This window comes from Leifsonia sp. LS1, from assembly GCF_020521355.1.
Lineage (GTDB): Bacteria > Actinomycetota > Actinomycetes > Actinomycetales > Microbacteriaceae > Leifsonia.
In genome coordinates this window covers 1-17976 of record NZ_BPER01000017.1, presented here as the reverse complement: position 1 = coordinate 17976, position 17976 = coordinate 1, and the positions used below count along the sequence as shown (strand labels likewise).

Genomic DNA, 17976 nt, shown 5'->3' with positions numbered 1-17976 from the left:
GCTCGGGTTCTCTCTTCTCCGTTTACTCGGCGGCCAGGGTGGTGAGCGTCGTGCGGACCAAGTTCGCGAACATCCGGTCGTCGGCGAGCTCGGGTGATAGGTCGCGCAGCGCAGCCTCTGCGTCGAGGCCGTCGAAGAGCGCCCAGGCTGCGATCGCCGTCGCGCAGCCGGCCGCCGGCCGGCCGGCCGAACGCTCGAGCAGCGCAACCGGGACGACGCGCAACCGCAGCTTTGTCGACGCACCATCCGCGATCTGCGCAAGGCGGTGCACGATCCGGGGGTTTCCGAACCGATCAGCGAGCGCGCGACGGTAGTCCACGGTTTCGACTCCGGGCAGGTGGCGAGCGGCTTCGTCCCATAGCTGCTCCACGCTGGCGCGGCACATCGCGTCGGCAAATGCCTGAGCGACGGTCGCATGTCCCCGAAGCCGTCCGGTCGACGCAAGTAGCGAGTGGGCGCCGTTGAGCAGCCACAGCTTCCGTGTCTCCCACGGCGTAATGTCGTCCACGAAGCGGGCGCCCGCTGACTCCCACTGAGGCCGGCCCGACGGGAAGTCCCCGGACAGCACCCAATCCGTGAACGGCTCGGCGATGACGGGAGCCTCATCCGACCACCCGGTCGCCATTGCCACGAGCTCCCTGTCGCCCGGTTCCAGCCGTGGGGTGATCCGGTCGACCGAGGTCGAGACGTACGAAACACCGCCCGGCAGCCAGCTGGCGAGTTCGTCCGACACCTGCGCCGCGAAGACTGCCAGCGCCGATGCGACGAGGCTGCCATTCGCGGGCAGGTTGTCGCACGGTACGATCGCGATTGCCGGCCGATCGCGTAGCCGACGCTCGTTCAGACCGAGCAAGATTCGGCCAAGCGCGGTCCGCGGAGCGCCCTCCGAGGCAATTCGGCATCCCCCGACTTGCCGCCGCAGCTTAGAGATGTCGGACCTGATCTCCGGGTCGTCGAGGTCCAGGGCGCCCTGAGCATCCAGGCGGTAACCCGCCTCCGTGATGGTCAGGGTCAGCACGGCCACCTCGGCAGACGCGACGGTCTCGATGAAGTCGCCTACTTCGTCACCCGGTACCGCTTTTACAACGCTTCCGACAAGCTCAAAGCGGTCCTCTGCCGGGCCGCGCTGGACAAGTGTGTAGACACAGCCTTGATCACTGAGAACCTCTGCGGCATCCGGCCTCCGTCCGGTGTATGCGGCGATACCCCAGCAGTCCGCGTCCGTAGCATGGGCTGTGTACCAGGCCTGATGCGAGCGGTGGAAGGCGCCCAGACCGAGGTGGACGATCCGTACCGGTGGCACCAGCTCAGGGCGCGGTAGCGAGTCGCGGCCGACACGCCGGGCCGCACTGATGTCCCTCACGACTGAGCCTCCCTGAACACGCGGTGGAAATCTTGTTTTTCCAAAGCCATGCAGTCGATAATCGACAATCATTAGCCTAGCACAGCGCATTTCTTCGCAGATCTCACCACTGATGCACCTGTCCTCAGAGGCGCAGCGCCGTGGCGACGTCCATGACACATGCATGTATGCGTCGCGAGGATCGACGCAACACCACAAAGGCCCAAACTAGTTCGGAACCAATGCAGCGAGTTAAGGGCACGAAAAGAAAGGCACGGCCCTTGAACCCAGACACCGGACACCAACGCCCCGACCATATCGGGTTCAATAGAGTCGAGCGATTTTCCAATTCGGGGGGACGCGCTTGCTGACAGTCGACGAGCGAGACCAGCCCATCCAGCTTGCACAGAAAGCCTTACGGACAGCGAAAAGACAGAGGGAGGCAGCCTTCACAGAGCCACCGCGACGGCTGGACGCAACCGTGTGCGCCACGATTGACCGTGAGAACGCTGAGCGCGCGCTATTTGATTTCATGAATTCGATCACGCATTGGGGCATAAGCCCTCCAGTCCGCGACGGCCATTGTGCGAACTAAAGCTTCTGTCGGGCCCGAGCAGGGTTCACGTCTTTCCGGAGTTGTCGCCTGAGGTGGGGACGAGCCGCGGAACGAAGCGAGCCTCCCGGCCACTGCCGGCCGGCCTACGGGTCATTCTGCGGCCATTAATGCTGGTTTGGCACGCGTCCGCCCGCCGGGACTGGGACAGTGTGGCTCACGCCATGGATGCGCCGTACGCGTTCAGCGAAGGCGCTGGTCTCGATCGCATCCTCGTCCTGGGCGGCCACACGGCAGCGGGGTTCGGGGTTGTCACCCATCAGCTCGGGATTGTGGGCTCCCTTAGTAGGCAGCTCAGCGCGCTAACCGGTCGCGGTACCGCGGTCTCTGCGTGCGCTGACATTGGGATGACAGTTCGCTCGCTTGTCCCCCGGGTTGGGGGGCTTGGCCGAATAGAGGTCGACGTCGTGCTTGTGACGGTGGGGATCAATGATTCGTTGCGTCTAACCGCAGCTCAGTCTTGGGAAGCCCACCTGCGAGCCCTCATCGGGCTGATCGTCCAGTGCAGCGACCATCACACGCCGATCCTGTTCGTCGAAATCCCGCCGGCGCGCATGGTCTGGGACTTCGCTTTACTGCCAGCCATGATTGCAACCAGGCATGCCGTTACCTTGAACGACGTCACCCGAAAGATCTGCAACGAGCACTCGAGCGCCGTCTTTGTGCCCTTCAACCCGTCCCGCTCGGTCAATGAGCTCGGCCTCACGCGCTGGCGTGGAGAGATCTACAAAGAATGGGCCAAAGATTTTGTCATAGCCGTTGACCAGGCTCTGCGAAAATAGATCGCTTGCAACCCGAACGTCAGCGGGGCCTGATGAACACCCACCTCGCCTCGGGCTCTCGCGCGGGCGACGCCCGCGCGGATGCGTACTTCGCACCTGCGCCGTGCGGGACACTGCTCGGGCAATTGACGGTGGGCCAAGTACGTCGCGCCCTTCTGGTCGGCGCGAAGGCGACATCGCCTCCAGGTGAACCTACAGCCGACGACCAGCTGGGTGCCCCGGACTCCACTCACGAGGGGCCCGCACTTCTGGTCGGGGCCACTCGTCCTTCTTCCTCTCTACCGACCGAGGCTGCGCTCTCGCTGCTGCCCCTGCCCGGTTGGCGTCTTGCGGGCCTTTGGCGCCCACCGTCGCGCACCCGTTACCGCCTCGCGTGGGTGGCGGCCTTGGTCCGCCGCAGCGGTCATTCGGGCGTCGATGACTTCACTATCTGCCAGGCCCTCAAGTGAGGCGGCAAAGCGCTCCCGACGCTCAGTGCTGTCGAAGGCCTCAGCTGCATCCGTGCGATTGACGCTGGAGCCGCTGCGCAGCTCGTCACTCGTGATGCGTTCGTTGTCGGCGGCCCCTTCAAGCTCTGCCGCTCGCTCGTTCGCGTGTCGCTGCTCTGCTGCGCGATCCAACGTCTCGGCGGCCGCGAGGAACGCGCCGGCCTCCGCAACGTCGACGGCGCTCTCGCCGCGCTCGGCGGCCGCGTCGGAGCGGGTGCGCTCTGCACGGGCGAGTGCTTCGCGTACGGCTTCAGGGTCGGCGTTGAGGTCGTGGACGTCGAGGCCGTAGCGTTCTCGGACTTCCTCTGCGATGCGTTCGCTGGTACGGTCGGCCTCCGGGCCGATGCCGTGCCAGGCGGTGGCCGTCTCGTGCACGTTGGCAACTTGGTCGACGCTCGCGGAGTCCCACCAGCTGCGCTCGTAGACAGGCGCGAGCTCGGCCCGGGCGGCGGCGCGTTCGGCGTCGAAGCGCACCTGCAGCTCGCGGTTCTGCTGCTCGGTCTGCGCCTGCCGGGTGCGGGCGAGTTCTTCGCGCAGCCGTGCCAGTTGTGCGCCCATCTGGGCCGCGACCGTGAGCGCGATCCGCAGTTGCCCGTCCAGGGCGTCTGCAATGCCGTCGTTGTCCTCAGCCATGGTCTGCCACCTTCCGTTATCTTCCGATGCCGCGGTCTTGCTCGGGTCCGGTCGCGGGCTTGTAGGGCTTGGCAGGTTCGATCTTCGTCGGCACGGGCGAGCCTGGACGTGGCGCGCTGAGCCCGGTCTGGGCGATGCGTACCGCCTCGGCCGTGCGCTCGTCGACGTCGACAGGCGGGGCGTTCTGACCCTTCCGGGGAACCTCGGGCAGCCGGGATGCGACGGTGGCCATCTGCGTGTTGAGGGTGCGGGAGATTTCCGCCGCGCGAACCTCGTCCCCGATCGCCTTGTGCATGTCGATGATTGCCACGGTGAGCCGTGCCAGCTGGCGCATCAGGATCGCCTCGGCCATCGTTCCTTGGCCCTGACTCGCGGCCTGCATCAGGAGCATGGCCACTCCCCCGGCTGTTCCCGCACCGACCGTCTTTGGCTTGGACGCGTGCGCCTTGATCTGCGCGGATCGTGCCAGCTCGCGAGAGGTTGCAGCCAGCGGTCCGGGTGTCGACTCGACGCGCTGCGACCAGGCTGCGAACGCGCCGGCCGCGTCACGCGCGACGTGCGCCCACGCGGCCCGGTCCTCGACCGGGATGCTGCGCAGCTGGTCGCGCAGCTGCCGAACCTCGTTCGAATACTGCTGCCACATCTCCGGTGCCGGTTCGTGCTCTTCACGGCCCGGTGTGACGGGCCGGTACTGCCACGGGTTGCGACTCGTGGCCTTCCACTCGTCGACCGCGCTCTGCGCCGTCTGCGGGCTGTCGGGCCATCCCTCGCGCAGCCGCGGAAGCGTCAGGTCACGTGCCAGCCTGCCCCCGCCGTACCAAACCAGAGGGGTGCCGTGCTCGGTGCGCACCGCCACCGAGTAGCCGGCCACCACGTCGTCACGGCCAGCGGCGAAGCGGGGCCGGATGAGGACACCGGCCCGGCGCACGCGACGCACAAATTCGCCCTCGTCGACCGACGCGGCCGCCGCCGCACGGACCGCCCGCTCGAGCCGGTGCGCGTCGACTTCGACCGCGCCGGTCCGGCGGGCGCGTTCCTGTTCGGCGGGCTTGATACCCCGCTCCCCCAGACCGTGCTCACGGCTGGAAAGCTGCTGGAGCCCGTACTCGCGTTCGAGGTCGCGGCATGTGTCCTGGGCCTTCTTGAAGTCATTGTGGGTGCTCGCCTTGGTGCCGTCCGCACGCACCAACGAGACCGCGATGTGGATGTGATCGTTGCCGTTCGTGGACAGTCCGTGACGGACGGCGACCCACCGGCACTCGGCCTTGCCGCTGGCCCCGGTGAATCCCATCCGGTCCACGAAGTCTTGCGCGATCGCGCCCCACTTCTCATCAGACAGTTGACCCTCATCCGCGCGCAGAGACAGTGAACAGTGCCACACATCCGCCGGGGTGGTCGTCGAGTGAACCTGACCCGTTTCGGGGTCGGTGATGCTCTGCGTGCGCGTCACCTCGACGCCGAGCGCGACGCGCGGCTCGTCGAGGTCCGTCGCGATCGCCAACGCCGTCTCACGATCGAGCACGCCGTAACCGTGCATCGTCACGATGGCCGAGTTGCCCGCAACCAGGTGCTGTTCCTCGTGTTCGTTCGACCGACCCGGACCGGCGAGGTAGACCATCAACCCACCCATCCGGCTCCCCCGGGTGATGTTGGGCATCATGAGTCGGCCAGCGTTTCAATCGCGGCGGACAGGCGCGGCACGAGCGTCCGATACTCGGCCACAATCGCTTCCGCCTCGGCCGGGAAGGTGCCCTCACTGTTGGCGTACCTCGCCAGCTGATTGGCGTTGTTCGCCAGGTTCGCAAGCAACCGCCGCACCGCGAAAATCTCCACGATCGCAGCCTTGCGATCACTGTCGGTCTGCACGTGCCCACTCATCGCGGACTCGAACAACAGCCGCGGCACCGTCACGCTACGAACTGCGGCACGGGCTCGCAGCTGCGTGTCCTCCTCAGGAGTCACGTACACCTCGTAGCGCTTATCGCGCTTCGCTCCCTTAGGCGCATTGGCACGTCGAGAGCGGCCGAAGAGCCGGCTCTCGTTCTGCTCCGACATCGCCCCTCCCCCGTCCTTCCGGCCCAGCGCAGCGAACCCACCTCTTGGCGGGGACCATACGACCAGTATGCCGGTGCCAGACCCAACGGTCCAGCACCGCAAGCCAGTTACCCCGAGTAACTGTATAGCTTGCTCCGTCTGGGGCTCCGCCCGAACGGTGCGTGAGCATCGGTGAGGCCGCACCTGGAGGGTGCAACGTTACGCCTAGTGGAGCGGTTGCGGTCCTGTTAATCTGTGGCTATGAGCGACGTACAACTGGACCCACAGGAAGCCGCCCGGAAGGCGCGAGCGATTATCGAAGCAGAGCAGAACGAGCGCGTGCGCTCGGTGGAAGAACTCGTTTCTGCCACCAACGCCTTTGACGCTGCGGAGCAGGCCGTCAAGGATGCCGCCGCCGCGCACGATAAGGCGTGGAGTGCTGCGCTTGCCGCCGGGTGGACAGAGAAGAACCTGCGCGAGATTGGCGCCCGCGCCCCCGGTCAGTCCGCGCCGCGTGCGCGTAAGCGCCGTGCTGCAGCTGCGCCACCCGCCCAGAACATTGAAGGGTGAGCCTGCGGCTCCTCAGCTTGTAGAACAGGCCCCGCCGAGCGTCGCTCGGTGGGGCCTGTTCGTTGGGCAACTCCGTTGCCTTTCGGCTAGGTGATGGTACGCACCGTTCCTCTCTGAGCAAGAGCTTTCGCGGCATATCCTCACTCGCTGCGCTCCCTCCGGTATTCCACGGTCTCTTGCTCATTCACCCCCGGCGCTGTTTCGGCAAGAGCGCCGAAAGGCAAATGGGTTGAGATGAGAGAGGGAGCGCGTCATGAACACGCACGTCACCTTGTACGTGGAGTCCGGATCCGCAACAAGCGACCAAACCAAAGCAGCAATGGACGGTGCCGGCATCGCCTACGAGCTGGTGTCAGTCACCGCCAGCGACTACCCCCTGCAGGCGGTGGGAACCTCCTACCCGACAGCACCGGTCACGGTCGCCGACGGGACCAGCTGGAACGGGTACCGGCCCGACCTGATCGCACGGCTCGCCACCGAACAGGCGCTCGAGGTCTACCAGGTGCCCATCGATCCGATGGACGCCCTCTACTGCGAAAGCTGCCAGTAGTGAGCGCCGCATACCTCCGCCGGCACCGCATCGCCGTGCCCGCCCAACTGCGCTCCTACACACCCGACGAGGCCGCGGCAGCGACCGGTCTGACGCTCCACGAACTGCGCCGCATGCGCGATCGCGGCGAAGGGCCGGCCTATGTCACCATCGGCAAACGAACCGTCCGCTACATCCGCAGCGACGTCGACGAATGGTGCTTTTCACGGTCACGACGGCGGAAGCAGCCCGACACAACGGGCGATCAGGATCAGCGGCCAGCGGCAGCGGCAGCGGGCGACGATCACAAAGCTTTGGGTAGCGCTTTCGGAAGAGGTGATCGTTCTGCGTAACGTTTCCTCAGCGCCGACGCCGGATGCGCATGAACTGGCGCGCAAAATCGCGCAGTTCGTCTGCGCCGGTCCTCCGTGGCTGTTCGGCGGGGTGGTCAGGTGCGCTCGATAGGAAGATGAAGAGAGCAACCGTGATTGCAGCAGCGGTTGAGACGACCACGAAGGTACTCATTGCCTGGGGCGTCTCACCGATGATGCCGTATGCACGCGGGCCAATCTACGCCCTGGCGCTGAGCCGCCGTTCCGTTGACGGAGGAAGCTGGCCCCGTACGGCCGATAGACTCGGTGCCAATTCATTGGCTTCTTGGAGTGGCATGTCATCGCGTGGCGTTCGTGTGGTTCGTGGCCTGGTTGCGGCCGGGATCGCGACGTTCGTCGCTGCGCTTTTTCACGTAGCGGGCGGTGGTTTGCCTCCGAGCGCTCTGGCCCTGACGTTGAGTCTGACGTTCTCCGGGCTGGCGTGTATTGCTCTTGCGGGAAAGCGGGCGGCATGGTGGCGCCTCGTCGGTTCAGTGGCAGTCAGTCAGTTCCTTTTCCACGCGCTTTTCAGCATGAGCCCCGCCGGTCAGTTCGCGGGTGCCACTGAGCACGTTCATGCCGGGTCGCATCTCGTGCTCGTCCCGGCGGCCGAGACAACCTCGGCAATGCCGATGAATCACGACGGCACTGCAAGCATGTGGATCTCGCACGTTGTGGCGGCGCTGCTCACTGTCGCTTTTCTGCGGTATGGCGAACGCGCGTTCCAGTCAGCGTGCCAGTTCACCGCTTTCCAACTCCGCCGATTGTTCACCGCGGCAATGCCCGGTCCCGTCGACGTCCTGGTACGGCGGGGACGAGTCGAGTCGTTGCCGGTCACACTGCCGAATCCGGCCGTACTTATCGGGCAGCTGCGGCATCGTGGTCCTCCGGTGATGGGGTACCCGGTCTAAGCCGTACGGCTTCTACCAGGCACATGTATTCCGCCCGTTGTCGCCGCTTTCTGTGCGCGCGGGCACCCTCCCCATTGCTTACCCGGCCGCAGTGTGCGGCCGAGAATCGGATTACCACTCATGAACAAGCGTTTCCTGACGCGCGCGACCGTTGCTTCGGCCGCCGCGATCGCTCTCGCCCTGGCCGTCCCCCTGGCAGCCAGCGCTCACGTACGCGTCAACCCGGACCAGGCGGCTGCTGGCAGCTATGCCACGCTCACCTTCAAGGTCCCGACCGAGTCGGCGACCGCCGGCACGGTCAAGCTCGAAGTCGACCTGCCTACCGACACCCCGCTCGGCTCGGTGTCTTACCAGCCGTTGGCCGGCTGGAAGACGCAGGTTGTCACGGAGAAGCTCGCCAAGCCGATCAAGACCGATGATGGCACCGTGACCGAGGCACCGACCAAAGTCATCTGGACGGCCGATTCTGGTGTTCAGGTCGCCCCGGGCGAGTTCCAGCAGTTCGTCATCTCGGCCGGCGCGATGCCGGACACGGGAAGCATTCTGCTGCCGGCTCACCAGTACTACTCGGACGGTTCTGTTGTGGACTGGGATGAGAAGACACCGGCCTCCGGTAAGGAGCCGGAGCACCCGGCGCCGACGGTGTACATCAATGACGCACCGCCTGCCGCTGACGGAGCAGGGTCGACTGCGAGCGTGACGGCGACGCCGGCAGCGGCTCCTTCCTCGTCTTCCTCGAGCGCGAGTGACGCCGTCGCGATCGGCCTCGGCATCGGCGGTCTGGCCCTTGGTGCGATCGCTCTGGTGCTCGCGGTGTTCGCGGTCACCCGTCGTGGCCGCGTCGCACCGACCGCGAAGAAGTAGCAATGTTCGCGTCGGTTCGTCCGTCGCGTCTGGGTCATGGTGCGGTCCTCACCGCACTCGGTGCTCTCATCGTCGGCGTGCTGGCATTGGCCCCTGCGGCCAGTGCCAGCGCCCACGACTACCTCGTGGAAAGTTCCCCGGCGGCGAACTCGACCCAGACGGCCCCGCTGAAGCAGGTGTCGCTGACGTTCAACGACCGGGTGCTTGACCTTTCCGGCGACGGTTCGTCGGCGCTCGTGCAGGTCGTCGGACCGGATGAGAAGCACTTCGAAACCGGATGCGCATCCATCCTGGATCGCACGGTCACCGCGCCGGTCGCGCTCGGGGTCGGTGGCAGCTACACGGTGACCTGGCAGATCGTTTCAGCGGACGGTCACACGGTGTCGAACTCGATCGCGTTCACCTACGCCCCTGCCGCCGGCACGACACCTGCCGAAGGCAGGTCCGCAAGGCCGCAGTGTGGCGAGGAGAAATCCTCGCCGACGACCGCGCCGACCGCTGCACCCGCGGCCGCGGCCGCGGCGAACGATGGTGGTCTCGGCCTGGTGGTCGGGATCGGTATTGGAATTGCCGTGCTCGCGGTCGTCGGGGTGGCGCTTGTCGTCGTGACCGGGCGTCGTGGCGGTCGCGCTTCGTCGAAACTGCCCCCCGCGGACGACTGAACATCATCCAATCGGCTGGCGGTCACCCACGGGCGTGACCGCCAGCCTCACATCGCGCAACTGCGTACGGTGTGTGAACCGGGAGCGTTCGTTCCCTAGGTAGTGATTCTCTGTGACTTCCCCTTCTTCCGCTGACCGACAGGTCGAGTTCGAAGAGCAGGAGCTCCGGCTCCCGCCGATCAGCCCGGTCGCCCTCGTACTGGGTTTGTGCGTCCCGCTCGCCGTCGCGTTCGCGTTATTGGCGATGGTGTTCTCCGGTGCTTTCCTCACCGGCCGTGCCCTGTCCGATCCCGGCGACGTCGTCACCTATGGGTTGCCGATTGCGCGCACGATCCATGATCTGGCGGCCGCAACCATGGTCGGGTTCCTCGTCGTCGCCGCGTTCATCACACCGGGGCAGACGAAGCGCCCGGGTCAGGCCGGCTGGTCGCAGACCCGCGCCACACGCTGGGCCGCCTGGGCGGGTTCGGTCTGGTTCGCTGCCGCCATGGTCGTGCTGGTTCTCTCCGGGGTGAACATCTCCGGTGTCGCACCGGGCGATCCGCTGTTCTTCCCGACCATGCGCACGTTCCTGTTCGGTGTGGAACTGGGCCAGTCCCTCGTCGTGTCTGCCGTGAGCATCCTGATCGCAACCAGCATCGCGTTCACCGCCAGACGCCTGACCTCGGTCGGCGTGGCGTGTGGGTTCGCGATTTTCGCGCTCCTCCCGTTGGCGTTGTCCGGGCACGCCGCGGGTTCGTTCGAGCATGCCAACGCGGTCAACAGCCTGGCGTTGCACCTGGTCGGCGTCACCGTCTGGGTCGGCGGACTCCTGGCGCTGCTTTTGATGCGGAAAACGATCAAAGGCGGATACGGCACAGCGGTCGCCCGCTACTCGACGCTCGCGGGTTGGGCGTTCGCCGGCGTCGCCGCATCCGGAGTCATCAACTCGTCACTGCGGCTGGGAACATGGAGCGACCTGCTTCAACCGTACGGGCTCCTCATCGTCGCCAAAGCGACCATCCTGATCCTCCTCGGCATTGCCGGTGCGCTGCAACGCCGCCGCGTCATCCCCCAGCTCAAGGCAGCCCCCACCGAACGGCGATTGTTCGCCCGGTTCGCCGTCACCGAACTCGTATTCATGGCCGTCGCCATCGGCATCTCGGTCGGACTCTCCCGAAGCGCGCCCCCTGTGTCGCAGCAACCCCTCACCGGCGACGACCTCCAGGAAGGCCTCCTCGGCTTCCCCTACCCGCCGCCCGTCACCTTCCTCCGCATGTTCACCGTGTTTCACATCGACTGGGTCTGGCTGCTGCTCGCCGCCGTCCTCGCCGGCCTATACCTCTGGGCATTCATCCGGCTGCGCAAGCGCGGCGACAAGTGGCCGGTCTACCGGCTCATCTGCTGGCTGGCCGGCTGCGTAGTGCTCGTGTGGGTGACCAGCGGCGGTGCCGCCGTATACGGACTCGTGCACTTCAGCACCCACATGATCCAACACATGGGTCTGATGATGTTCGCTCCACCACTGTTCGTCCTCGGTGGACCCGTGCTCCTCGCCCTGCGCGTCCTGCCAACTCGACACGACGGCAGTCGCGGGATCCGCGAATGGCTGCTGCTCTTCACCCACTCCCGCTTCCTGCGATTCTTGTCCCGGCCCGCCGTCGCCGGCGTCCTCTTCGCCGGCAGCCTCGTCGTGTTCTACTACTCGCCCGCCTTCCAAGGCGCGCTATTCACCCACGAATGGCACGTGGCAATGTGCATCCACTTCCTGCTCAGCGGGTACCTGTTCTTCTGGGTATTCATCGGAATCGACCCCGGACCTGCCCGACCCGCCTACCCCATCCTGTTCATCGTGCTCCTGGCCACGCTCGCCTTCCACGCCTTCTTCGGCGTCGCGCTGATGGAGAGCCAGAGCATCCTCGCCATCGACTGGTGGCATGCCCTCGGCCAAACCGACAACGCCGCCCTCCTCGCCGACCAACACGTCGGCGGCGGCATCGCCTGGGGAGCATCCGAAATCCCCATGGTCCTCGTCGCACTCGGCGTCGCCTACCAATGGACCCGTTCGGACGAACGCACCGCCAAACGCCTCGACCGACAAGCCGACCGCGACGGCGACGCCGACCTCAACGCCTACAACCAGCGCCTCCAAAAACTGAACAAGCGCGACACCAACGCCCGCTAGACCATGCGCCGTGACGCCGGATCGGATACGGTTCATCGGGTGACCGACGAGGCGTTGAGGCTCCGCCGATCCGGCATAGGCCTGGAGATCATCACCCTCGGCTGGAACGTGGTCGGAGTCGTGCTGCTGGCGATGCTCGCCTACCAGTCATCGTCCGTGGCGCTACTCGGGTTCGGGCTGGACAGCCTGATCGAGATCGGCGCGAGCACGGTGGTGATATGGGAGCTGACGGACACCAACGAGCTCCGACAGCAAGTCGCCCTCCGTTTGATCGGGTGGGCGTTCATCCTCCTAGCCGCCTACCTTCTCGTGCAGGGCGTGGTCGCATTAGGGCTTGGTCACCACGCCACTCCCCGGATCGGCGGAATCGCCTGGACCGCTCTCACGGCCGTAGTCATGTTTGCACTGGCCTGGGGGAAGTGGGTCGTCGGCAAGCGCCTCAACAACCCTGTTCTCCTCACCGAGGGTCGAGTCACGCTCGTCGACGGAATCCTGGCTGCCAGCGTGCTGCTCGGGATCCTCCTGGATTACACGTTCGGCTGGTGGTGGGCCGACCCCATCGCCGGGCTCGTCATCGTCTTCTACGCCGTACGCGAGGCGATTCACATCTTCCGCGCGTAGCCACGCCACGAAACGGCTGCTCTCCGAGGATCTCGATAACTTACTCAGGAGCAGACGCGAGTGCGCGCCTGACAGTAGCGGAACCAACACGAAGGGTCCTGGCGATCGTCTCCCACGTCGCCGGCGGTGTCTGCGCACGCATCTGCCGGGCGACCTCGATGCGCTCCGGCGTCATCACTGTGGGGCGGCCGCCGACACGACCTTGAGCGCGGGCGTACTCCAACCCGAGTCGAGTGTTCTCGCGGATGGTGTCGACGCGCAGTTGCGCGAACACGGCGACGATCCCGAACAGAGCGCGGCCCATCGGGCTTGTGGTGTCGATCACCGGCTCGGTGAGGCTCTTGATATCGACGCCCTTGTCCTCGAGCTCGTGCAGCGTCTCGATCAGTATCCGTTCAGTGCCGCCGAGGCGATCGAGCCGGCGCACCAACAGCACATCCCCAGCGCGAAGGTAGTCCATACACGCGACCCACTGCGGCCGGTCCTTGACCCGGCTCGAGTCGCCGTGATCGATGAACACGCGTTCGGCGCCGGCGGCTTTCAGCTCTGCCTCCTGCGCTTTCGGATTCTGCTCTCGCTTCGAGACTCGCGCGTATCCGACGACGGTCATCGTCCCCTCCCCCGATTGTTGTCGTATCCCTGCGCCTGCGATCGCGTCGGCCGCACCGTCGACGAGATGCCACGCCCCGGCGTGGGCGGGCCTCCCATGCTGGCGAACACGCGCAGCTGCTCCAAACGCTCCGGCGTGAGCCGGCCGCCCGGCGTCGACGGGTGCACGATCCGATCAAACATCGTGCGCAGGCCGGCGAAATCATGACGCTCCATCGCATCCCGGGACGCCTGGTCGTTCTGCGCGCCGGTCACCTGGCTCCAGTCCAGGTCGTAGCCGGCCCCAGCGGCGATCTGGGTCCAGAAAATCCGTTGCGTGCGCCCGTTGCCCTCGCGGAACGGGTGCAGGTAGTTCACCTGGTCGTAGTGGTGCGCGAGGCGGTTCACAAACCGCTCACGGTCCAGGCCGCGCAGCTGCTTTTCCTCCGCGAGCTCCGCGAACGCGAACACTGCCCCGGACTCGAGCCGGGACACCGGCATGAAGAACTCCGCCGCCGGATCGGTGCCTTTGCGGATATCGACGGTGCGTAGCTCGCCAGCCCAGTCGTAAACGTCCTGGAACAGCTGGCCGTGGATCGCCTGCAGTTGTCGGAGATCCCCGCTGGCCGTCACCGGCCTAAGGATCATCTGGACGCGTCGCGCCTCCACCAGGTCGGCCTCAGCGACGTCGAGCGCGCGCTGATCGGTGATGCCGAGGTTGTTGCGGAGAATGCCCGAGGCGGGGTCGAGGTAGGGGTCGACGAACTCAGGCAAGGCCGTAGCGGGCCCGGGTGCGACGCACCAGCTCGTCGGCGTCGAACTCCCCCTCAACGAACGCTGCCGCGTCCGCACGGTACTCGCTCGAAGAGGTCAGCCCCTCCATCTCGGAGCTGTGCGCGGCGTCAGCCACCACACGCTCGCGGAGCTCACGCTCGGCGGCGGAGATAGTACTCGCGGTCTTGACGCCCATCGCTGCTCCTTTCGACGTCTCCATTCTATCAGGCCTGATCAAAAACCCCTAGGTAAGGTTTTGAACAGAACTAGGTTTCGGCAAGGGTTTTGAGCAACATCGCTTCCGCGAGATTTCGGGCGCGCATGTGAATCGCGGCGGTAGGTGTCCTGGTTTCGGCGCCGTTTAGCGTCCAATGAGCAGGGCTTCCTGGGCGGCGTCGACGGCTTCGGGGGTGAGGTGGGCGTGCTTGTTGATGTTGAGGATGCGGTTGACCTGGGTGACGAGCCGGTCGGCGAGGCGAAAGTTCCCGTTGGTCGCGCGGACGATCGCGGCGAGAGCTGCCGTGTGGGCGAGACCGGAGTCGTCCGGGTCGGGAGCAGGGAGGCGCTGCGCGACGACGGCGGTGAGTTCGTCGCTGCGGAGGGGTCGGTATTCGTGGGCGAAGCCGATGCGGCTGTAGAGCTGGGGGTAGCGGGCGAGGCGTTTCTCGATGCCGGGCATGCCGATGAGGATGACGCCCATTCGGTGACGGTCGTAGAAGTCGCGGACTTGTTCGAGTCCGGCGGTTTTGAGCCGGTCGGCTTCATCGATGATGAGAAGTTCGGTGTTCCCGCTGTGCTGGGATTCGGCGTGAACGTAGGGGTCGACGTGGCCGTGCTGGGCGTAGTCGATGGCCCAGGAGATGTGCTGGCAGGCGCGGGGTAGGCCTTGATCGATCTGCTTGATGGTCGCGGCGATGGTAGGTGTGAAGAACGCGGTTCTGCTTCGTTGAACCGCTTCGGGGACGGGCGGCAGGGTGCCTGCGGTGCGCGAGAGCGGGTGCCATTGTTCCCATTCGTCGGTGCCGGCGTAGTGGCGGGCGGAGAGCGTCTTGCCGATCCCGGGTGGTCCATAGCAGAGGCCGATGTAGCGGTGGGAGCGGACGGTGTCGGCGAACTCCGTGAACCGGCGGTGCTCCCGCGTGGTCACGAACGCAGGCCGCGTGTCTGCGTGAGGTGGTGGTGCTTCTCTGAATTCGTCGAAATGGCCGCTGAGGAACCGGCGCCCGTCGTCCCCTGGTTCGAAGAGCACGGAGATGGGTTTGCCGTCGTCTGGCTCAGTCGTTGACATAGGTCCTCAATCCGTGTCGCGTCGGGGGTGGCGTTGCGCGGTCGGGTGCACTCTCCGGTACCGGCGCGACTTCGGGGCGGTGGCGGGTGTCTTCGGGCAGTGAGCCGGCGAGAGCGGTGAGCTCCCGGAGTTGCTGCTTCAGGGCGCGGCGTTGCCTGTTCCTCGCGGTTTGCAGATCGGTGAAAGAGACGGTCTCGGAAGAGCGTTCGGGGGCGATAGCGCGGCATAGGAACGTGTTGTCGTGGAAGATTCGCACCTCGCCCAGGTCGCGGGGGTCGTATCGCACCGTGACGTCTTCGCCAACATATGCAGCGAGGACCGGTGAGATGTATCGGGTGGAAGCGAAACGGATCCCGTCGCGTTGCACCCGTCGTGTTGTCGAGGCAGTCAGTAGAAGCGAATCGAGGTCTTCCGGGTGTGCGGGCATTCGTGGGATGAAGCTGTCGCTGCGCCATCGTGCGTGCGGTGCCTCGCCAGTCGCTGAATGTGGTCGTTCGTTGTACTCGTCGACGATGAATCGCTCGAGCACGTCATCGAGTTGGTGCAACGTCAGGCTGGGGTCGCTGACGGGTGCCCCGCCGGTGCCGTGCGGGATGAAGCCGGGCAGATGCGGCAGCAGCTCGGTCGTGATCGTTCGGTAGAACCGCTCGATCTTGCCGCGCCCCTGCGGAACGCCGACCCGAGAGTGAATCAGACGCACGTGCAGGTCGAGGCAGACGTGTTCGATCCTGGTCGAGGTGAAATCGGACCCATGATCGCTATAGAGGATGTCCGGAAGGCCCGATACCACCCACTTCGGGTTTCGTTTCCGAGCGACGGCCTGATGAAACGCCAGTGCGGAGTTTTCAGCCGTCGGTACTGAAACGCCCACCGTGTAGCCGGCGATCGCTCGCGAGTAGTCGTCGAGCACGATCGTCAGCCATGGACGGACGGGTTGCTGCCGATCGTTGAGGATCATCACATCGAGCAGGGTGTGATCCATCTGCCACTGCTCGTTCGGGGCAGAAGTCGAGCGGCGGTAGACCAGCTCAAACCTGTCCCGGTATGCGGCGTCCCCGCCGTCAGCGAGAGCCGTCAGACCCGGGTCGAGCGCGCGAACGATCTCGCGGACCGTGGTGTATCCCGGGGCCGGCAATCCGCGGTCCCGAGCAATGTCACCTATGCGACGGTGGATATACGCGATCGTCGGCGCGGGCCGGCGCACAGCAAGCGCCTCGATTGCTGTGACCAGTTCGGCGGCAGTGCGCGTCGATCCCTTATCGCGGCGAGGTGCTCTCGCGAGCTGACCCGTCTCCATCCGGGCTGCCCAGCGTTGCAGAGTCCGCACCGCAACGCCGGAGTGCTCCGCAAGACGCGTCCACGGCACACCGTCCTGGTGTTGGCGCACAAGCTCGGCCTTCTGCCGGTCGCTGAGGTGCGCCATGATGCCTCGTCAGGCCCGCTCGACGTGCCCGGCCAAGTGCCGATAAATCGTGGGCCGGGACACCCCGAAAGTGTCGGCAATCTCCTGCACGGTATGGCCGCCCTCGTCATACATCGCCCGGGCCTGCCGAATCTTCGTCGGCGTCATCTTGAACTTCGGGCCACCCTTCCGTCCCCGTGCACGAGCCGCAGCGAGGCCATCGTGAGTGCGCTCCACGATTAGGTCGTGCTCGAACTCCGCAATCGCAGCGAGCATGTGGAAGAACAGCCGGCCACCCGGAGTGGTGGTGTCGATGCCCTGCGACAGGGCCTTCAACCCGACCCCCCGCTGCTGCAGCTCATCTGCGACCTGTTTGAGGTTTCGTACCGACCGCCCGAGCCGGTCAAGCTTCGTCACCACAAGCGAGTCGCCCTCTCGCAGATACCCGAGGGCTTCCGTCAGCGCCGGCCTTCTCGCCAGGGTGCCGGAGGCGTGCTCGACGAAGATCTTGTCGCAGCCTGCAGCGTCGAGTGCATCGGTCTGGCCGTCCGGATTCTGGTCTCGGGTCGAGACGCGAGCGTAACCGATCGTGGCCATGCCTCAGCGTATCGCGAACGCCGCCTGCTTTACATAGATCGCCGACACGAGTCATGAGACACGACTCGCCGAACTGAGCGTGTGGAGTTGATCGCTGTATGACGGCGATTTTTGATTGCTCGGTGGCGTTCGCAGTGGAGCAGCGCTAGAGCGTGAGGCCTGGGGCGGCTGATGCTGCCATTCCGGCAAGTCCGTGGCGCGTGGTGGTAGGCGAAGCTGGTCTGTTGGAGATATGAATGTTCCAATACGATCTCGATACCGGGTTGCGATTGGAGCGGCTCTTGTCCTCTGGAGGGAATCCGATGCACGAGCATGACACGATGTCACCCTGGAGGCGGTTCTGGGAACGGGGCGGCTGGTGGAAAGCCTTGGTCCTGGTTCTGGTGTATTACGGCCTTTACCAACTCGCTGCACTCCTCGTGTCGTTCATCTTCGCCGGAGTGCGCCTTGTGCCGGGCAGCGCCGTGTACGTCGTCGTCGGCACTGGCTTGCCGATTCTGATCGGCGGTGTGCTGTTGCTGGTCTTTGCGTGGTCGATCGGGTGGCTGCGGGAGTTGTTTGGTCGGCAGGCGATCCGGGGTCGTGGCTGGATGTGGATTGCGATCACTGTGGTGCTGTTCACGAACGTGCTGCGCTTTCTCACTCTCGACTATGCGAAAGCTGATGTCGCAATGAACCGTCCCCGGTTCTGTGCCGCTTCTATGCGGGTGCCATCTCCGGTTGGGATGGCGTGTTGAGGTCAG

General features: G+C 65.5%; 20 protein-coding genes. 10 read left to right on the top strand and 10 right to left on the bottom strand.

Annotated features, from left to right (window positions below; all coding sequences use genetic code 11):
* Window positions 1-22: 22 nt before the first annotated feature.
* Window positions 23-1363 carry a mannitol dehydrogenase family protein gene (locus LLS1_RS19255; protein WP_226658098.1) on the bottom strand — a complete coding sequence of 447 codons (1341 nt, stop codon included), beginning with the start codon at window positions 1361-1363 and terminating at the stop codon, window positions 23-25.
* 702 nt (window positions 1364-2065) lie between these two features.
* Here LLS1_RS19255 and LLS1_RS19250 point away from each other — a divergent pair.
* Complete coding sequence (locus LLS1_RS19250; RefSeq protein ID WP_308443832.1) at window positions 2066-2737, top strand: GDSL-type esterase/lipase family protein; 672 nt, start codon at window positions 2066-2068, stop codon at window positions 2735-2737.
* 278 nt (window positions 2738-3015) lie between these two features.
* On the opposite strand, the gene LLS1_RS19245 is transcribed toward LLS1_RS19250, so the two are convergent.
* Genes LLS1_RS19245 through LLS1_RS19235 form a run of 3 tightly spaced genes read right to left on the bottom strand, consistent with a single transcriptional unit; the run spans window position 3016 to window position 5913 of the window.
* Entirely contained in the window at window positions 3016-3858 is an 843-nt protein-coding gene (locus LLS1_RS19245; RefSeq protein ID WP_226658088.1) for a hypothetical protein, read from the bottom strand.
* A 16-nt stretch (window positions 3859-3874) separates the two neighbouring features.
* Window positions 3875-5518, bottom strand: a complete 1644-nt coding sequence (locus LLS1_RS19240; protein ID WP_226658087.1) for a relaxase/mobilization nuclease domain-containing protein — start codon at window positions 5516-5518, stop codon at window positions 3875-3877.
* Complete coding sequence (locus LLS1_RS19235; protein ID WP_226658085.1) at window positions 5515-5913, bottom strand: plasmid mobilization relaxosome protein MobC; 399 nt, start codon at window positions 5911-5913, stop codon at window positions 5515-5517. Before LLS1_RS19235 ends, LLS1_RS19240 begins: the two co-directional genes overlap by 4 nt.
* A 240-nt stretch (window positions 5914-6153) precedes the next feature.
* Here LLS1_RS19235 and LLS1_RS19230 point away from each other — a divergent pair, with 240 nt between their 5' ends.
* From LLS1_RS19230 to LLS1_RS19195, 8 genes are all read left to right on the top strand, one after another.
* Entirely contained in the window at window positions 6154-6462 is a 309-nt protein-coding gene (locus tag LLS1_RS19230) for a hypothetical protein (protein ID WP_226658084.1), read from the top strand.
* A gap of 319 nt (window positions 6463-6781) precedes the next feature.
* Window positions 6782-7012, top strand: a complete 231-nt coding sequence (locus LLS1_RS19225; protein ID WP_226658082.1) for an NrdH-redoxin — start codon at window positions 6782-6784, stop codon at window positions 7010-7012.
* Window positions 7012-7344 (top strand): AlpA family transcriptional regulator, encoded by a 333-nt coding sequence (locus LLS1_RS19220; RefSeq protein WP_226658080.1) that lies wholly within the window; start codon window positions 7012-7014, stop codon window positions 7342-7344. The genes LLS1_RS19225 and LLS1_RS19220 overlap by 1 nt, the downstream gene beginning before the upstream one ends.
* A 116-nt stretch (window positions 7345-7460) precedes the next feature.
* On the top strand, window positions 7461-8273 hold the full coding sequence (locus LLS1_RS19215) for a hypothetical protein (protein ID WP_226658079.1): 813 nt from the start codon (window positions 7461-7463) through the stop codon (window positions 8271-8273).
* A gap of 120 nt (window positions 8274-8393) precedes the next feature.
* Window positions 8394-9137: a YcnI family protein gene (locus LLS1_RS19210; protein ID WP_226658077.1), complete on the top strand. Its 744-nt coding sequence runs from the start codon at window positions 8394-8396 to the stop codon at window positions 9135-9137.
* Window positions 9138-9139: 2 nt separating this feature from the next.
* A complete protein-coding gene (locus tag LLS1_RS19205) occupies window positions 9140-9799 on the top strand; it encodes a copper resistance CopC family protein (protein WP_226658076.1) in 660 nt (219 codons plus the stop codon).
* 112 nt (window positions 9800-9911) lie between these two features.
* Window positions 9912-11963 carry a cytochrome c oxidase assembly protein gene (locus LLS1_RS19200; RefSeq protein WP_226658074.1) on the top strand — a complete coding sequence of 684 codons (2052 nt, stop codon included), beginning with the start codon at window positions 9912-9914 and terminating at the stop codon, window positions 11961-11963.
* Window positions 11964-12002: 39 nt separating this feature from the next.
* Entirely contained in the window at window positions 12003-12584 is a 582-nt protein-coding gene (locus tag LLS1_RS19195) for a cation transporter (protein WP_226658072.1), read from the top strand.
* A gap of 40 nt (window positions 12585-12624) precedes the next feature.
* Here LLS1_RS19195 and LLS1_RS19190 read toward each other — a convergent pair whose 3' ends face one another.
* From LLS1_RS19190 to LLS1_RS19165, 6 genes are all read right to left on the bottom strand, one after another.
* The gene (locus tag LLS1_RS19190) at window positions 12625-13194 is read right to left on the bottom strand and encodes a recombinase family protein (RefSeq protein WP_226658070.1); all 570 of its coding nucleotides are present in this window, start codon (window positions 13192-13194) and stop codon (window positions 12625-12627) included.
* Window positions 13191-13946, bottom strand: a complete 756-nt coding sequence (locus tag LLS1_RS19185; protein ID WP_226658069.1) for a Fic family protein — start codon at window positions 13944-13946, stop codon at window positions 13191-13193. The genes LLS1_RS19190 and LLS1_RS19185 overlap by 4 nt, the downstream gene beginning before the upstream one ends.
* Window positions 13939-14142, bottom strand: coding sequence for a hypothetical protein (locus LLS1_RS19180; RefSeq protein ID WP_226658062.1), 204 nt, complete (start codon window positions 14140-14142; stop codon window positions 13939-13941). Before LLS1_RS19180 ends, LLS1_RS19185 begins: the two co-directional genes overlap by 8 nt.
* Before the next feature lie 165 nt (window positions 14143-14307).
* A complete protein-coding gene (locus LLS1_RS19175) occupies window positions 14308-15093 on the bottom strand; it encodes an AAA family ATPase (protein WP_226658060.1) in 786 nt (261 codons plus the stop codon).
* A 127-nt stretch (window positions 15094-15220) separates the two neighbouring features.
* Window positions 15221-16657 carry a Mu transposase C-terminal domain-containing protein gene (locus LLS1_RS19170; RefSeq protein WP_226658059.1) on the bottom strand — a complete coding sequence of 479 codons (1437 nt, stop codon included), beginning with the start codon at window positions 16655-16657 and terminating at the stop codon, window positions 15221-15223.
* Window positions 16658-16666: 9 nt separating this feature from the next.
* Window positions 16667-17233 carry a recombinase family protein gene (locus tag LLS1_RS19165; protein ID WP_226658057.1) on the bottom strand — a complete coding sequence of 189 codons (567 nt, stop codon included), beginning with the start codon at window positions 17231-17233 and terminating at the stop codon, window positions 16667-16669.
* Window positions 17234-17469: 236 nt separating this feature from the next.
* Between LLS1_RS19165 and LLS1_RS19160 the strand changes: the two genes are divergently transcribed.
* The gene (locus tag LLS1_RS19160) at window positions 17470-17970 is read left to right on the top strand and encodes a hypothetical protein (RefSeq protein WP_226658055.1); all 501 of its coding nucleotides are present in this window, start codon (window positions 17470-17472) and stop codon (window positions 17968-17970) included.
* Window positions 17971-17976: the final 6 nt, after the last annotated feature.

What these genes read in the sequence shown, in the direction of transcription:
- LLS1_RS19250 (WP_308443832.1), top strand. Translation starts at nt 2,066, where the DNA reads ATGCTGGTTTGGCACGCGTCCGCCCGCCGGGACTGGGACAGTGTGGCT.
- LLS1_RS19245 (WP_226658088.1), bottom strand. Translation starts at nt 3,858, where the DNA reads ATGGCTGAGGACAACGACGGCATTGCAGACGCCCTGGACGGGCAACTG.
- LLS1_RS19240 (WP_226658087.1), bottom strand. Translation starts at nt 5,518, where the DNA reads ATGATGCCCAACATCACCCGGGGGAGCCGGATGGGTGGGTTGATGGTC.
- LLS1_RS19235 (WP_226658085.1), bottom strand. Translation starts at nt 5,913, where the DNA reads ATGTCGGAGCAGAACGAGAGCCGGCTCTTCGGCCGCTCTCGACGTGCC.
- LLS1_RS19230 (WP_226658084.1), top strand. Translation starts at nt 6,154, where the DNA reads ATGAGCGACGTACAACTGGACCCACAGGAAGCCGCCCGGAAGGCGCGA.
- LLS1_RS19225 (WP_226658082.1), top strand. Translation starts at nt 6,782, where the DNA reads ATGGACGGTGCCGGCATCGCCTACGAGCTGGTGTCAGTCACCGCCAGC.
- LLS1_RS19215 (WP_226658079.1), top strand. Translation starts at nt 7,461, where the DNA reads ATGAAGAGAGCAACCGTGATTGCAGCAGCGGTTGAGACGACCACGAAG.
- LLS1_RS19210 (WP_226658077.1), top strand. Translation starts at nt 8,394, where the DNA reads ATGAACAAGCGTTTCCTGACGCGCGCGACCGTTGCTTCGGCCGCCGCG.
- LLS1_RS19205 (WP_226658076.1), top strand. Translation starts at nt 9,140, where the DNA reads ATGTTCGCGTCGGTTCGTCCGTCGCGTCTGGGTCATGGTGCGGTCCTC.
- LLS1_RS19190 (WP_226658070.1), bottom strand. Translation starts at nt 13,194, where the DNA reads ATGACCGTCGTCGGATACGCGCGAGTCTCGAAGCGAGAGCAGAATCCG.
- LLS1_RS19180 (WP_226658062.1), bottom strand. Translation starts at nt 14,142, where the DNA reads ATGGGCGTCAAGACCGCGAGTACTATCTCCGCCGCCGAGCGTGAGCTC.
- LLS1_RS19170 (WP_226658059.1), bottom strand. Translation starts at nt 16,657, where the DNA reads ATGGCGCACCTCAGCGACCGGCAGAAGGCCGAGCTTGTGCGCCAACAC.
- LLS1_RS19165 (WP_226658057.1), bottom strand. Translation starts at nt 17,233, where the DNA reads ATGGCCACGATCGGTTACGCTCGCGTCTCGACCCGAGACCAGAATCCG.
- LLS1_RS19160 (WP_226658055.1), top strand. Translation starts at nt 17,470, where the DNA reads ATGTTCCAATACGATCTCGATACCGGGTTGCGATTGGAGCGGCTCTTG.